The organism is Methanomicrobiales archaeon (assembly GCA_030019205.1).
Taxonomy (GTDB): Archaea; Halobacteriota; Methanomicrobia; order Methanomicrobiales; family JACTUA01; genus JASEFH01.
This window is the reverse complement of the sequence record JASEFH010000018.1, coordinates 40,551-53,955: the sequence shown is the minus strand read 5'-3', so window position 1 is coordinate 53,955 and position 13,405 is coordinate 40,551. Positions and strand designations below refer to the sequence as shown.

15 protein-coding genes are annotated in these 13,405 nt (G+C 65.0%); 8 read left to right on the top strand and 7 right to left on the bottom strand.

The annotated features are described in order from the left end of the window. On the top strand, nt 1-292 hold a 292-nt coding region (locus QMC96_10050), incomplete at its 5' end, for a hypothetical protein (protein MDI6877098.1). Here the strand turns inward: QMC96_10050 and QMC96_10045 are convergent. Genes QMC96_10045 through QMC96_10030 form a run of 4 tightly spaced genes read right to left on the bottom strand, consistent with a single transcriptional unit; the run spans nt 285 to nt 4,731 of the window. Then, nucleotides 285-1,376, bottom strand: a complete 1,092-nt coding sequence (locus tag QMC96_10045) for a DNA topoisomerase IV subunit A (protein MDI6877097.1) — start codon at nt 1,374-1,376, stop codon at nt 285-287. The genes QMC96_10050 and QMC96_10045 overlap by 8 nt on opposite strands. After that, nucleotides 1,366-3,168, bottom strand: coding sequence for a DNA topoisomerase VI subunit B (locus QMC96_10040; protein ID MDI6877096.1), 1,803 nt, complete (start codon nt 3,166-3,168; stop codon nt 1,366-1,368). The genes QMC96_10045 and QMC96_10040 overlap by 11 nt, the downstream gene beginning before the upstream one ends. After that, nucleotides 3,155-4,387, bottom strand: coding sequence for a histidine--tRNA ligase (hisS, locus tag QMC96_10035; protein MDI6877095.1), 1,233 nt, complete (start codon nt 4,385-4,387; stop codon nt 3,155-3,157). The genes QMC96_10040 and hisS overlap by 14 nt, the downstream gene beginning before the upstream one ends. A gap of 26 nt (nt 4,388-4,413) precedes the next feature. Further along, entirely contained in the window at nt 4,414-4,731 is a 318-nt protein-coding gene (locus QMC96_10030; GenBank protein ID MDI6877094.1) for an ABC transporter permease, read from the bottom strand. A 49-nt stretch (nt 4,732-4,780) separates the two neighbouring features. Between QMC96_10030 and larB the strand changes: the two genes are divergently transcribed. From larB to QMC96_10005, 5 genes are all read left to right on the top strand, one after another. Beyond that, on the top strand, nt 4,781-5,560 hold the full coding sequence (larB, locus tag QMC96_10025) for a nickel pincer cofactor biosynthesis protein LarB (GenBank protein ID MDI6877093.1): 780 nt from the start codon (nt 4,781-4,783) through the stop codon (nt 5,558-5,560). Next, on the top strand, nt 5,553-6,059 hold the full coding sequence (locus QMC96_10020) for a nicotinamide-nucleotide adenylyltransferase (protein MDI6877092.1): 507 nt from the start codon (nt 5,553-5,555) through the stop codon (nt 6,057-6,059). Before larB ends, QMC96_10020 begins: the two co-directional genes overlap by 8 nt. A gap of 24 nt (nt 6,060-6,083) precedes the next feature. Continuing rightward, nucleotides 6,084-7,382, top strand: a complete 1,299-nt coding sequence (locus QMC96_10015) for a hypothetical protein (GenBank protein MDI6877091.1) — start codon at nt 6,084-6,086, stop codon at nt 7,380-7,382. Between the two features lie 113 nt (nt 7,383-7,495). After that, nucleotides 7,496-7,924 carry a hypothetical protein gene (locus tag QMC96_10010; GenBank protein ID MDI6877090.1) on the top strand — a complete coding sequence of 143 codons (429 nt, stop codon included), beginning with the start codon at nt 7,496-7,498 and terminating at the stop codon, nt 7,922-7,924. After that, nucleotides 7,905-8,372, top strand: coding sequence for a hypothetical protein (locus QMC96_10005; protein MDI6877089.1), 468 nt, complete (start codon nt 7,905-7,907; stop codon nt 8,370-8,372). The genes QMC96_10010 and QMC96_10005 overlap by 20 nt, the downstream gene beginning before the upstream one ends. 75 nt (nt 8,373-8,447) lie before the next feature. Here QMC96_10005 and QMC96_10000 read toward each other — a convergent pair whose 3' ends face one another. Together QMC96_10000 and QMC96_09995 are read right to left on the bottom strand one after the other, a co-directional pair. Next, a complete protein-coding gene (locus QMC96_10000; protein MDI6877088.1) occupies nt 8,448-8,768 on the bottom strand; it encodes a hypothetical protein in 321 nt (106 codons plus the stop codon). A 735-nt stretch (nt 8,769-9,503) separates the two neighbouring features. Further along, a complete protein-coding gene (locus QMC96_09995) occupies nt 9,504-10,670 on the bottom strand; it encodes a redox-regulated ATPase YchF (protein MDI6877087.1) in 1,167 nt (388 codons plus the stop codon). A 104-nt stretch (nt 10,671-10,774) separates the two neighbouring features. Here QMC96_09995 and QMC96_09990 point away from each other — a divergent pair, with 104 nt between their 5' ends. Together QMC96_09990 and QMC96_09985 are read left to right on the top strand one after the other, a co-directional pair. Further along, the gene (locus QMC96_09990; GenBank protein ID MDI6877086.1) at nt 10,775-11,365 is read left to right on the top strand and encodes a pyruvate kinase alpha/beta domain-containing protein; all 591 of its coding nucleotides are present in this window, start codon (nt 10,775-10,777) and stop codon (nt 11,363-11,365) included. Further along, complete coding sequence (locus tag QMC96_09985; protein MDI6877085.1) at nt 11,362-12,198, top strand: hypothetical protein; 837 nt, start codon at nt 11,362-11,364, stop codon at nt 12,196-12,198. The genes QMC96_09990 and QMC96_09985 overlap by 4 nt, the downstream gene beginning before the upstream one ends. Here QMC96_09985 and QMC96_09980 read toward each other — a convergent pair whose 3' ends face one another. Then, nucleotides 12,199-13,392: a DUF92 domain-containing protein gene (locus tag QMC96_09980; GenBank protein ID MDI6877084.1), complete on the bottom strand. Its 1,194-nt coding sequence runs from the start codon at nt 13,390-13,392 to the stop codon at nt 12,199-12,201. Nucleotides 13,393-13,405: the final 13 nt, after the last annotated feature.

The window sequence follows — 13,405 nt, the reverse complement described above, 5'->3', positions numbered from 1 at the left end:
GGGGGCGGTGCCTCCTGCCCTTAGGGACGGCCTGCAGGAGTACGTCGCGCGCAAAAGGCTCGAGACCGCCGAACGGAACACGCTGGCCGGTCGTCCCGATCTGGCGCGGCAGCAGCTCCGCGCCTGCCGGACGAGGCTGTTCCGGCGGAGGAAGATGAAGATGACGCTCCTGGCATGGATCCCCGCGCCGCTCTACATCCGCTGCCGTGCGGCAAGAATGTTCATGCGCAGATGGGCGGGGGAGCGGGCAGCAGAGAGCCTTCCGGCACCCCGGTGGGGGCGGTTCAGATGATCCCCATCTCGGCGAGCCGCGCGGGGAGATACTCCTTCGTGACGAAGTCCAGGCCCCGCGCCGCAAAGGCCTGCTGTTCGGACTTCAGCTTCAGCGATAGCTGGAGATCGATCTGGTACTTCCAGTACTTCGAGCCGAACCGGGGATCCGAGAGCTCGGACTTCAGCGCGTCCACGTCCTTCTCGGTGAGCCTGTCCGCGGGGAGATCGTAGTCGCGGATGTCGCTCGGCTGCACGCCGACGAACTGTGCCGAGGGCGTGGCCAGCAGCTCGGACATGTGCGCGCTCTTGATCGCCCCGTAGGCGACACTCGCATAGATGCGGTAGGACCAGGGGTCCCCATCGGTGAAGACGACGACCGGCAGCCCGAACTGCCCGTTGATGCGGTTCAGCAGCCGCCGCGTCGACCGGGCGGGCTGGCCCTTGAGGTGCACCAGGATCGCCTTCTCGCTCTCGTCGAACCCGTTCTCAATCAGACGGGCGTACATACCGCCGGTCTCGATCGCGATCACGAACTTCGCGTCGTGGTCCAGGAACTCCACCGTCTCCATATTGTTGGGAATGGAGTAGCCCGCCTCCCCCACGTCGTCCTGGCAGTGGAGGATGCGCTCCCCCCGCCGCGTGCTCTCTTTCAGGCGGATCGGCCCGAACATGCTGGCGCCGTCCTCCTCGGGGCGGAGGCGGAACGCCTCCCGCTGCAGGTCGGACAGGATCTCCAGGTCCTCCACCAGATAGTTGCTCTCGTCCTGGGACTCGAACTTCGCGCGCTTCCAGCCCTCCGTGATGTAGTAGAGCTCTCTCAGGGTCGAGGAGCGGTCCTCGGCGATCTGCTGCTTGATGAACCCGATCACGTAGGCCATCTTGAGGAGGTGGACAGCGCTCTTCTCGGTGCTGGCAGCGCGTGTGCTCTCCCGCTCGCCATACTTCCACACCTCGCTCGCGTCATCGAATGCGATGTTCTGCTTGGTGCGGGTGGGCAGTCGGACGTAGGGGATCTGGCCATCCTCCATCTGCCGGTACCACGCGTCGGCGATGCCGAGCAGACGCTCACGCGCCACGGCGTCCAGTTCCTGTTTAGATGTCAAGGTCCATCACCACCTTCAGCGACTCCTCCACGCCGCGGACATCGAGCGCCCCACCGCCTCGCCCCGAATAGGTCACGGACCATGCTCCTCCCGGGGCCAGTTCGCACTTCCAGACCTTGGTGTAGTCTCCGTCGACCTGCTCCGAGTAGGACGGCGGGATGCTGGCGTCGATGGCGGCATCCGCCGAGATGTCGTAGACAGTGACCGAGAGGGGCTGGCGGGTGTAGTTGTTGACCTGCACCTCCACCTGCCCGTCGATGCACCTCTTCTTGGCGACCAGCCTGTGCATGATCCTCCCCTCGATGGCGGAGGTGTCGATGGGCGGCTTCTCCACGATCTCGGCGACCTTGGCCGCGATCTCCGGGATGATGGAGCAGATGGCGCGGGCACGGTCCTCCTGGACCTTCTTCCTCTCCCGCTGCCGCAGGAACTGCTTCAGCTCCCGCCCGAGGTCTTTCAGGACGAGATCGATCTCCCGCTCGATCTCCGGGATCGCGGCGACCGCGTCCTTGCTCTCGCTCGTGAAGGGCACGTTCGTCGAGGCCACATGGACCAGGATCAGCACCGGCCCCATCGGCAGACCCTGCTGTGCGAGACCGTACTGCTTCCAGTTCACCTCCGCGATTGCGTTCGTGATGGCGCAGGCGCCCTGCTGGTAGAGAAGGGGGACGCGGTTGGCGAACCGCAGGATCTGGGCCCGGTCGTCGGGGGGGAGTTTGCCGCCGTAGCCGAGCGCCGCCTCCACCACGAAGGGGTGGCCGCTGTAGACCGAACTCGGGCGGGTGCGGGCCTTCACGAAATCCAGGTCGAACTCCCTGTCGAGCCCGCGGCGGATCAGGTCCTCGCCGATCGGGGAGAGGCACTGCGCGGTCGGCGGCGGCGGGACCCGCACCGACTGCATCGCGGCCAGCAGGCTCTTCAGGTCTTCGGGTTTGAGCTTCTTCGCCTTCGCGCTGCCGCGCAGCCCCGCCTTCCCGACGATCTCGGCGGCTGCCTTCTTCCCGACCCGGCTGAAGTTCCCGATCAGGAACGACTCAAGCGTCTCCGCGCTCGCGGCCGCCATCCGCATCAGGGTGCCGAGCTCGATTCCGTGGGGATGCGGCTGGATCGGCTTGGGGCAGGCGATCGCCTCCTCCGAGACCCTCTCGTAGCGGAACGACTCGCCGTCGATCTCCGCCCGGATGCGGGCGTGGGGGTTCACCACGGAGGTGTACCGCAGGTAATCCAGCAGCCGTTTCTTCGCCGAGAGCGAACTCTTGAACTCGATCTCCACGCGGGTGCCGTGCGGCTGGTACCACTCCGTCTCGCTGCGGTACCGCACGTCCGGCTCGTTTGTCTCGATCTTGATCGCGATCTCGAAGCGGTAGGCCGGGTTCGCGGCGTCGGTGCGGGATATGACAACGGCGGGCTTTCCGGTGGTCAGCTGGGCGTAGAGCACCGCAGCGCTGATCCCGATCCCCTGCTGCCCCCGGCTCTGCTTGATCTGGTGGAACCGCGAGCCGTAGAGGAGTTTGCCGAAGACGAAGGGGATCTGCTCGGGCACGATGCCGGGTCCGTTGTCCTCGACCGCCACGCGCAGGGCGTCATCGCCGCTCTTTCTGATCTCCACGTAGATGTCGGGGAGCACCTCCGCCTCCTCGCAGGCGTCGAGCGCGTTGTCCATCGCCTCTTTTACGGTGGTGATCAGCCCCCGCGTGGGCGAGTCGAACCCGAGCAGGTGCTTGTTCTTCTCGAAGAACTCCGCCACGCTGATGGTCCGCTGCTTCTTGGCCAGCTCGTCAGCGAGAACCAAACGCCTTCACCTCGAGAACGGCTTCGGCGAGGAGGCACTCCCGCTGCTCCCCGGAGAGGAGGTTCTTGAGGGTGACAGTACCCCTCTCCACCTCCTGCTCCCCGATGAGGGCCACGAAGTCCGCCGTGCGGGAAGCGTGGGCCAGCTGGGCCCCGATCCCCTTCTCGGCGAGCTCCACCTCCGTCCGTATCCCCGCGTCGCGAAATGCGCGGGCGGCGTTGAACGCCTGGAGCCGCCCCCGCCCGAGGGAGACGATCCCGACGGTCAGCGGCTTCTCGAGCGGGACACCGCCGCGGGCGACCATGACGCGGTCGAACCCGATCGCGAACCCGCAGGAGGGGACGTCCTCCCCGCCGAAGAGGTGGGCGAGGCGGTAGGACCCTCCTCCGATCACCTGGTTCTCGGCGCCCAGATTTTCGGCGAACCCTTCGAAGACCATACCGGTGTAGTAGTCCAGACCGCGGGCGATGCCGAAGTTGACGACATACGGTACCCCGCTCGCGTTCAGGTACTGGAACATCTGTTCGATGCGGCTCTGTTCGGGAATAGGGCCGCTGATCTCGAAGATCTCGGGTAGGCTGCGGCACCCCGCGAGCGCGATCAGATCCTCCGCGAGCGAATCTCGCCCCTGCTCCGCCAGGCAGGCCTTCGCTCCTGCAAAGTCCCGCTTGTCCAGGCAGGCCATCACCCGCCGCTGCTCGGTGCCGTCCACCGCGCCCAGCAGGTGCTTCATCGGGGCCAGGTGGCCGACGTGCAGCTCGAAGGAGATGCCCGCCCCCCGCAGGAGGTCGTCGGCGACGACGATCACCTCGGCATCGGCGAGCGGGCTGTCGGCGCCGATCTGCTCGATCCCGAACTGCCAGAACTCGCGGTATCGCCCCTTCTGCGGACGCTCGTAGCGGAAGCAGTTCGTGAGATAGTACCAGCGGAGGGGTTTTGCCAGCATCCTCGCCTCGTTGACGTACATCCGAAGCACCGCCGCCGTGACCTCGGGGCGGAGCGCCAGCGCTCTTCCCCCCTTGTCCTCGAATGCGTAGAGCTCCTGGACGATCCCCTCGCCGGACTTCATGGTGAAGAGTTCGAGGTGCTCGAAGGTGGGCGTGACGACCTCGCCGTAGCCGAACCGCTCCACACGCTCCCGCAGGATCCCCTCGATCTCCCGCCGCTGCTTCATCTCCTCGGGCAGAAAGTCCCGTGTACCGCGTGGTCTCTGCAGCATCCTATACTCCTCAATCCTCTTGTACTTTAGCGGGGGCCCTTATCTTTCCTGCGGCTCGGCCGCCCGAGAAATCGGTCCAGCACGGATTCCCCGTTCCAGACCCGCTCGCGCGTCTCCCTGCCCTGCAGGTAGAGGGCTGCCAGGATCAGGATGAGGCCGATCACCTCGTCCCCGAAAATGGCAGAGAAGAGTCCGAGCAGGGCAAGAGCCGTGTAGAAAATCCCCCGGTATGCGGCCGTACGGTAGCCGGTCAGGGTTGTGCGGGCGAAGATCCGGGCGTCCCGCAGCCAGAGGAAGACGACGGCCGCCGCACCGAAGCCCGCAACATAGGTGAGATAACTCATCGCTACTGGAGGTATTATAATACTCCCACTCATAGTTTGTTATCGGATCATGAGAGCGGATGCATCGGTCGGCGAAGTGCTGCAGGCGTTCTGCCGGGGCGAGCTCACCCTGGAGGAGGCGGAGACGGCCATCAGAGGGCTCCGCATCGAGGCCGTGGGCGATCTGGCCCGCCTCGATCTCGGGCGGAGGACGCGCTGCGGCATGCCGGAGGTGGTGCTCGGCGAGGGGAAGGATGTCGAGGCCCTCACGCGGATCATGCAGCGGCACGTGGAGACGAGCGGGAGGAGCATCGCGACGCGGGTATCCGAAGAGCAGGCACGCGCGGTCATCGAGATGGCCGAAACGTGCGCCTGCCACGTGGAGTACCGCAAGGCCGCCCGCATTCTCATCCTCTCGCGGACTCCCCGCCCGCAGCCGGGCGGCGGCATCGTCGGGGTGATCACCGCCGGTACGTCCGATCTGACCGTGGCAGAGGAGGCGCGGGCGGTCGCCGAGGAGATGGGCTGCACCGTCAGGACCGCCTACGACGTGGGTGTGGCCGGGATTCACCGCCTCTTTCCGGCGCTCCGCGACCTGGTGGACGCTCACGCCCTCGTCGTGGTAGCCGGGCGCGAGGGGACGCTCCCGGCGATCGTGGCTGGGCTCGTCGACAGACCGGTCATCGGGGTGCCGGTCAGCACCGGCTACGGCTTCATGGGCAGGGGAGAGGCGGCGCTTGCCAGCATGCTGCAGGCCTGCTCGGTGGTGGCGGTCGTGAACATCGACGCGGGATTCACGGCGGGTGCATTCGCGGCGAGAATTGCAAACCTGGTGGCAGGGCATGAGTAGGGCGTTCTACATCGGGCGGTTCCAGCCGTACCACAACGGGCACCAGTCGGTGCTCACGCAGATCGCAGGGATGGTGGACGAGATCGTGATCGGGGTGGGAAGCGCCCAGCTCTCCCACGAATTGGACAATCCTTTCACAGCCGGCGAGCGGGTGCTCATGATCACGCGGGCCCTGGAGTCGATCGCCTGCCCGGTTTACGTCATCCCCATCCAGGACATCCAGCGGAATGCGCTCTGGGTGGCGCACGTGCGCTCGATGACGCCCCCCTTCGATGCGGTATTCACCGGCAACCCCCTGGTGATGCGCCTGTTTGAGGAGAGCGGCGTCGAGGTCCGCTCCCTTCCCATGTACGAGCGGGACACCCACAGCGGCACCAGCATCCGGTCGAGAATGCTGGCCGGGGATCCCTGGGAGCACCTGGTTCCCAGAGCCGTGGTCGATGTCATCCGGGAGATCGACGGCGTGGAGCGCCTGCGGCAGATCGCAGAGAACGACTGAGGGATACGGGAGCTGTCCGCAGCCATGTTCAAGTTCATCAAAGACCTCCTGAAGCCGGAGAGCGGACCTTTCACGATCCCCTACCAGCAGATCCCGGAGTGGCTGGCTGCGGAGGAGGAGGTTCTGGACGCAGAACTCAGATCGGCAACCTCCGCTGCACGGCAGCCCTTGGAGCGGGCCATCCGTGACCTGCAGCGGGCCGCCGACGAACTCTCGGAGGCCGAGGTGGACGCCGAGGTGCACGCCAGACTGGGCAAGATCGTTCAGTCTTCGCTCCCCCTGTTCGTGCGGGCGCTCAATGCCAGCATCTCCCGGCCCCTGCCGGATGAGGCCGAGGCCTTCTACGCGGCCGCAGCGGAGATTCTCCGGGGGGCTCTGAAGAGCGTGAGCGGTCCGGGGAGGTACCTCCGGGCGGCGTTCCCCGAAGAGATGCGGGGGATCCGCACGACTCTGGATGCGTTCGGGCGTGAGGTGAACGCCCTCTCGGCGACGTTTGCCGCGGTACGGGGCCAGAAAGCGGTCCTCGGCGAGGCCAGGAAGATCCTTGACGAGCTGAACTCGGCGCGAATCTCCCATGCATCGCTGCTCGAGCGGCAGAAGGCAGCCGTCGAGGGTGCGGCACGCCACGCGGAGCGGCTGTCGGATGCCCGCGAGAGGCTGGAGAGCCTGCGGCGAGAGGCGGAATATGCGGACGTGCAGGCGATCAGGGATCGCCTTCGGGAGTCTGCCCGGCAGCTGGAATCTCTCGAGAGAGAGTTTTCCGCCCTTTCCGCCACCCTGTCCCGCATCAGCCTGAAGGTGCAGAAGGTGGCGGCGCGGCAGGGGGAGAAGACGGTCGAGAAGGCGATGGGAAGCTGCATAGAGGCCCTGCAGGGGTTCCCCCTGGCAGCGGAGGCCGATCTGATGGCGGCGGTGCAGGAAGCCGTGCCCCTCCTGCACCGCAAGCTGGAGAGCCATGCGGTCGAGGTGAAGAGCCGCGAGGAGAGGGAACTCCTGGCCCGCCCCGACCATCTTGTCCGGCGGATCGGGGAGATCCTGCACCAGTACCGGGAGACCGCCGCGCAGCGCGACAGTCTGGCACGGCAGATCGAGACGGACCCGGTTCTCCTGCGGGAGAAGGCTCTCGAGGCGGAGATTCGTCAGATCGAGGAGCGCAGAGAGGTGGACGTGCGGTTCCTCGAGACCTGTTCCGGGGAGGGCGATAGGCTGATCGAGCGGATGACCGCCCTAGAGAAGACGCTCTGCCGGGCCGTTGCACGGCGGACGAACCGTCCGACCGTGATCGAGATCGACGGACGGATAGCGGCCTGCGCCCCTTCGTGAGGCCCCTCGGCGCCTCACGAAGGACTTTTGGCGAAGCGCGGGTCCGTCTCCCGCGCACGCTGAACGGAAACGTTGTTTATTCGGAGGATTCAATAGTACCGCTGGTATGTTGCATGGCTGGAGAGATCGAGCGACTGAGAGGATGGCTCCTCGGCTGGGGATGGCTTGCGGTCATCCTCGTATCGCTGGGAGGGATCGCACTGGATATGCTGCTCGTCCCCGGCATCCTGCCGGTGTCATTGGCTGGAGATCCGGGGAGAGGGGGGTGTATCCTGGGGACGTTCCTCCTGGCCGGTACTGCGGCCCTGAAACCCCGGAAGGACATCGTGGCGCTGGTGACACCCCTCTACGCGATCATAATCTTCGTTCTGCCGAACGAGTTCTCGCAGGGCCTCCTGATGCAGCTGCTCTTCGCCGGCAGCATCGCCGTCGTGGCCGTGCGGATGCAGCGGAAGTTCTCATCGGCGGTGGAGACGGGAGAGGAGATTGCACGTGCGGACGGGGAGGGTGAAGAGGATGGAGATGGAGACCTATCTGGCTGACTACATGGCACGCATCCGTGCTTCGCTCCGCGATCTCGACAGGGATGCAGCGCACGAGATCGCGATGGTCGTCCTGACCTACAAGATGGGCGTCTACGACGATACGGTGCGGCGATGCGACCTGGCCCGGTCGGCGCTGGCCGGTCAGGTGCCGTGGCGGGATCTGACGAGGGCGCTCGAGATCGTGCGGACGCGCGCCGGGGATCTGCAGTCAGCCGGCACGATATCGACGCCGCTGCCCGGGTTCGAGCCCGAAGAGAAGTCGCGGCTCCCCCTGCAGCTGGCGGATACGGACGTCGATGACGCATCGAATCTCCACCTGGTCAACGCCCTTGTCCTGCTGTACGCGGCGGGCAGGATCGCGTCCCAGAGGGACGAGCAGGCGCTGGAAGAGCAGGAGCACTTCCCGGTCCAGCTCCTCGAGGGCTATAAAAAATTCCTGGAATGACAGGTGGGGATCGTCCCCGTAAGAGAGACCGCCGTCTCTCCCGAAACGCCCTGGCAGCCCATGCCGGTCAGGATCTCACAGACTGTCCAGGCTGATCCCCTCGAAGTCCTGGGCCAGTTCGCGCACCTGCTTGACCCCGAAGGCCGTCTGCACCGCCGGGAGATCGAGAGCGATGGCGGCGTCGCACATATAGTCCAGGATATCGACGGAGAGTTCCCGTTTGTCACGACTCTTCCGCATCTGCTCCAACAGGAAACCCATCCGCTCGGGAGGCTCCATGCGGAGCTTGGCCAGGGCCATCACGCACATCGTGATCCGGGTCAGGTTGCGATCCGGACCCGCGATGGTATCGAAGAAGTGCTTCAGCACCTGCGCCTGGAAGACCTCGCCGCCCATACGTAAATGGGTAATTTTTCTTCTCAGTATTTATGCCGATTGGTTTTGATCCGGATTGGATTTCCGTCGTTGCGGATGCAAATCCCTCTCCTCACCGGTAAGCTTCGGAAATCTCCTCGGGTATCGGCGGATCCGAAGGAAGTCGTATCACGGCGGGGGCAGTTGGGGGAGAGGGGCGCATCCTCCCGCCCGGCGGGGCGGAAGGTCAGGGTACTCGAGAAAGCGAGAGGGAGGAGCGCTGACGGAGAGGCGGGAAGTACAGCCTGAACTCACGGCGTGACGAGGGATGGCATCCCCGATCGGATGCACTCGCGGTAGTGAACGAGATGAGAGAGAATGCAGCCTCTTCCATCCGTTCGATGGGCAGGACGGGATCTCACCTTGATCGGAACCAGACCGAAAGGTCGTCACCGCAGATCCCGGGGCCGATACGATTCCAGGCAGGCTGATGAGTCGACCGGATCTGCAGACGAGCGGAGACGCGTTCCGACACCGAAGGGAACCTTCGGCAATTCTCCCGCGCGGGAGAGGGTTACCTGGAGCAATGCGGGACCGCGAGCATAAGATTGTTATTCCCCCCCTGCCACGGTCTCTTTCGAATTCCCGGACCGTGGACGAGAAGCAGGATCCGGACGCTCGTCTCGATCGCGATGGCGGCTGGGAACGAAGGGCCGTGCAGCATCCCGAGCCTGCATTCTCCAGGCTGACGGCTCTGCCCCGCACCGCTGGACGCGGTCAGCGCGTGCTCACGATCTTGATGATGTCCCCGTGCTTCAGGATATGGTTCTCCTTGATGCGCATCCGGCTCCTGGCGTCGATCGCGTACAGGAAACCTTCGCCGATATCGCTGTGTACCTGGAACGCCAGGTCGCGGGGCGTGGAGCCGCGCCTCATGAGGAACGCGTCCGGCAGGACGCGGCCCTGACTGTCCGAGAAGCGGTGCTCGTCCTCCACGGGGTACACCACGATCCTGGCCAGCAGCTCGAAGACCGCAGTATCAAGGGCGCGCTGGACCCCGGTGCCCTGCCATCTCCGCATCACCTCCGCGATCTTCGCGAGCCCGCCCCTCTGGGCGGGTGTGAGCGCCGCCTCCTGCAGTGGCCGGAACGACGCGTCGCCGGGGATGTAGTGGATCAGGTTTGCGCCCGCCGCCTTGCGGAGGGCGAGTTCGCTCGCTGCGCTGGCAGCGATCGCGCCTTCCGCGGTGAGCGCCGCGATGAACTCCTCGGGAGCCTGATCCACCTTGTTTGCCACAACGAGCATGGGTTTGCTCGCGGCCAGGAGCCGGCGGCAGAACGCGATCCTCTCCTCGGTGCTGGCGCGGGAGAGATCGCCGCTTTGCCCCTCCTCCGCCGCATGCACGTGATCGAGCGTGATCCCGAGACCGGCGAAGACCTCCGCGATCGCTCTGCTGAGAGAGAATGTCTTTGCCTGCGCCATTCTCTGGAGTTTCGCCCAGTGTTTGTCCAGGATGCCGTACATCCACATGGTCATCTCGAACTCCAGAAAGGCGATGTCCTTCCTTGGATCATGGGAGCCGGGGGAGAGGGGATTCCCCTCGGCATCCGTGCTGCCGCTCGCGTCCACGATGTGGAGGATCGCCTCCGCCTCCCGCAGGTGATCCAGGAACTGGTTCCCGAGCCCGCGCCCCTTGTGCGCTTCCGGCACCAGCCCGGCCACGTCCACCAGCCCGACGGGAATGAACCGCACCCCGTCACGGCAGTTTCCGCAGGCGAGGTTCAGCTCCCTGCAGGGGCAGGCTGTCCGCACGTATGCGACACCGTGGTTGGCATCGATGGTGGTGAACGGGTAGTCGGCAATCTCCACCTCTGCGAGGGTCGCGGCCTTGAAGAAGGTCGATTTGCCGCTGTTGGGTTTGCCTGCCAGCGCCAGAGTGATCATCGCAGTCTCCTCGAATTCTCCTTCCCGGATGCATCGGCGGGGGATCTGCCGGATCCGGGACGACTTGACAAGTTTTTTCACTGGCAGTTTATTAAAATGTTTACATGAGTTTCGTTGCGAAAAATATCTACTATTTCGACAGGCCCGGGCCGGCGAACACGGAGGATGCGGCCAGGTTTGCCGTAGAGCGGGCCGGGGAGCTCGGTATCAGGACCATCGTCGTGGCGAGCACCAGCGGCGCGACGGCTCTTGCCTTCCTCGCGGCCACGCAGGGGAGGGATCTGCACCTGGTCGTCGTCACCCACGCGGTGGGCTTCTCCGAACCGGGCGTCTGGGAGTTTTCGCGGGAGGCGGAGCAGGAACTCCGTGAACGGGGTGCCCGGATCGTGACCGGAACGCATGCGCTCTCCGGGCTCGAGCGGGCCTTCTCCCGATCCCCCAGGGTCGGAGGGGGCTCCCGCACCGAAGCCGTCGCCGAGGTGCTGCGGCGCACCGTCGCGGTGGGGCTGAAGGTGGCGGTGGAGTGCGTCCTGATCGCGGCGGATCAGGGAGCGATCGGCGTTCAGGACGAGGTGATCGCGGCCGGGGGCACCATGAGCGGTGCCGATACGGTCTGCGTCATCAGACCTTCGCACACGGCATCGTTCTTCGATCTCCAGGTGCGGGAGATCGTGGCGATGCCCAGGAACCGGTGATCGGCGTGCTCGAGCCGCTGAAGGATGCGCTGGGCACCATCGCGAAACTGCCGGTGCTGTGGCTGGTCGGTCTGGCCGCAGGACTGCTGATCGCGGGGGATCTCCTGGCCCAGCTCTATCTGGACAGATTCATCGTCGAGCGCCTCTGGGTCCTGCAGCTGATCGTCCTGCCTCTCCTCATAGGAGGGGCTTACGGTGTCATCCGTGAGAACGATGCCCGCCTCTCCACATTCCTCAGCCAAGGGACCCGCAACTACTTCCGGATCCTCCTGCCCCTGCTTGTCGTGGTCTTTGCCTCCATTGCGACCATGTTCCTGGTGTTCATCCCACTGATCCTGATCGGGATTCCCCCTGAACTGGGAACGATCTCGTACATCAGCCTGGGCGTCACGATACCCATCGCCTTCTTCGCGTTCTTCTACGATACAGCGGCCATATTCGAGGAGAGGAAGGTATTCGACTCCATCCGCCGCAGCGTGGAGTTCGTGCTCCGGAACGCGGTTCCCGTGGCCGTTTTCTGGGTCGTCAGCATCCTGATCCTGATCGGGGCGGGGTTCCCGGTACTCTTCCTCTGGACCCTCCTCCTGATGCCGAAGCTGGAGCCGATGCTCGGGATGAGCGCAACGGAAGCCCAGTCCCTCACGGCGCAGGAGCTCCTCGCTCTCATCGGGCCCGAAGGGATCTGGATCACCGCACTGCTCTCCCTCGCCTACCTCACCCTGATGGTGACCCTGTTCACCGCCTACAAGGCCAGCCTCTTCCGGCATCACGCGGGCGAGCAGCCGCCGATGCAGGGGGAGTTCGACGAGAAAGGGAGATGGTACAAGTACTGACTAGAAGACAAAGAAGAGCATCGAGAATAACCCGCCGGAGAGCGTGGCGATGAAGTTGGTGCCCATGTTCCCGATCACCCCCCTGTTTTCCAGGGTTGCCCCGACGACGCTGTCCACGTGCGTCCCCAAAAACCCCGCTGCGCCGCAGACCAGCATCATGGGAAGGTCGATCACGCCCATCAAGAACCCCGTGGCCACCACGATCACCGAGGCGCCGAGTGCTGCCAGGGTTCCCACGAGGGTGACACCGCCGTTCGTTCCCTTCGGAACCCGTTCGAGCGTGGTAATGAGAACGGGGTTGCTGGCGGTCATGCCGATCTCGCCGGCCACCGTGTCCGCGGCGGCGGTGGCCACGCTCCCCATGAAGAGGGCGATGAACATGGGATGCCCGCTGATTCCGTAGAGAACGGCGGCGGCGACCGCGACCATGCCGTTGGCGAAGACGTTGTGGTAGCCCCGCACGCCCCGGTGGGACTCTGCGACGCCCAGGGAGGATTTGTAATCGAACTTGTAGCGCGTGGCGGCAGAGCCCAGGATAAAGAAGGTGAGCATGATCAGGAACCAGCGGATGTCCTGGGTGAAGACGATCAGGATGGTGCCCACCAGCGCACCGGAGAAGAGGCCGCTCATGTCGGCGGTCCGGGTGCGGTAGGAGAAGAACCCGAATGTGAACGCGATCAGGACGGCTGCCAGCAGGATGGTGAGGGTGACCTGGTAGTTGATCTCGTAGAAGAGGTACATCGTCATCGCGACCGCAAGCCCCTCGATCATCAGGGTATCCTCGCGGTCTTTCAGGGCGGACTTCAGCATCACGGCAACCAGGATTCCCATCAGCGCGATCAGCGGGGTGCCGTCCTTGATATGGAGCCAGACCAGGAGCAGGCTGCCCGACGCGGCAGCCAGGAAGGTGGCGTAGGGGTTGATCCTGTCCTTCAGGCTCCGGAACGCGACCTCGCCCACCACCAGGATGGCGAGGGTGCTGACAAAGACGAACAGCGGCAGGAGCCCCGCGCCGTACAGGAAGGCGATCACGATCAGGGCGAAGGAGACGTAGCGCGTTCCCGGAATCATGTAGAGGATCATCGAGAAGAAGAGCACAAGAAGGGCCAGCACCCACGGAGGCTGGATGGCGGGAGCGATAACGACGCCGATCGCGGTCAGCAGAGTCGCCAGCCATATCCCCGGATCCCGCATGGTGCATAAAGCA

What these genes read in the sequence shown, in the direction of transcription:
- QMC96_10030 (MDI6877094.1), bottom strand. Translation starts at nt 4,731, where the DNA reads ATGAGTTATCTCACCTATGTTGCGGGCTTCGGTGCGGCGGCCGTCGTC.
- hisS (MDI6877095.1), bottom strand. Translation starts at nt 4,387, where the DNA reads ATGCTGCAGAGACCACGCGGTACACGGGACTTTCTGCCCGAGGAGATG.
- QMC96_09990 (MDI6877086.1), top strand. Translation starts at nt 10,775, where the DNA reads ATGAGTTTCGTTGCGAAAAATATCTACTATTTCGACAGGCCCGGGCCG.
- larB (MDI6877093.1), top strand. Translation starts at nt 4,781, where the DNA reads ATGAGAGCGGATGCATCGGTCGGCGAAGTGCTGCAGGCGTTCTGCCGG.
- QMC96_09980 (MDI6877084.1), bottom strand. Translation starts at nt 13,392, where the DNA reads ATGCGGGATCCGGGGATATGGCTGGCGACTCTGCTGACCGCGATCGGC.
- QMC96_10015 (MDI6877091.1), top strand. Translation starts at nt 6,084, where the DNA reads ATGTTCAAGTTCATCAAAGACCTCCTGAAGCCGGAGAGCGGACCTTTC.
- QMC96_10020 (MDI6877092.1), top strand. Translation starts at nt 5,553, where the DNA reads ATGAGTAGGGCGTTCTACATCGGGCGGTTCCAGCCGTACCACAACGGG.
- QMC96_09995 (MDI6877087.1), bottom strand. Translation starts at nt 10,670, where the DNA reads ATGATCACTCTGGCGCTGGCAGGCAAACCCAACAGCGGCAAATCGACC.
- QMC96_10005 (MDI6877089.1), top strand. Translation starts at nt 7,905, where the DNA reads ATGGAGACCTATCTGGCTGACTACATGGCACGCATCCGTGCTTCGCTC.
- QMC96_10010 (MDI6877090.1), top strand. Translation starts at nt 7,496, where the DNA reads ATGGCTGGAGAGATCGAGCGACTGAGAGGATGGCTCCTCGGCTGGGGA.
- QMC96_10000 (MDI6877088.1), bottom strand. Translation starts at nt 8,768, where the DNA reads ATGGGCGGCGAGGTCTTCCAGGCGCAGGTGCTGAAGCACTTCTTCGAT.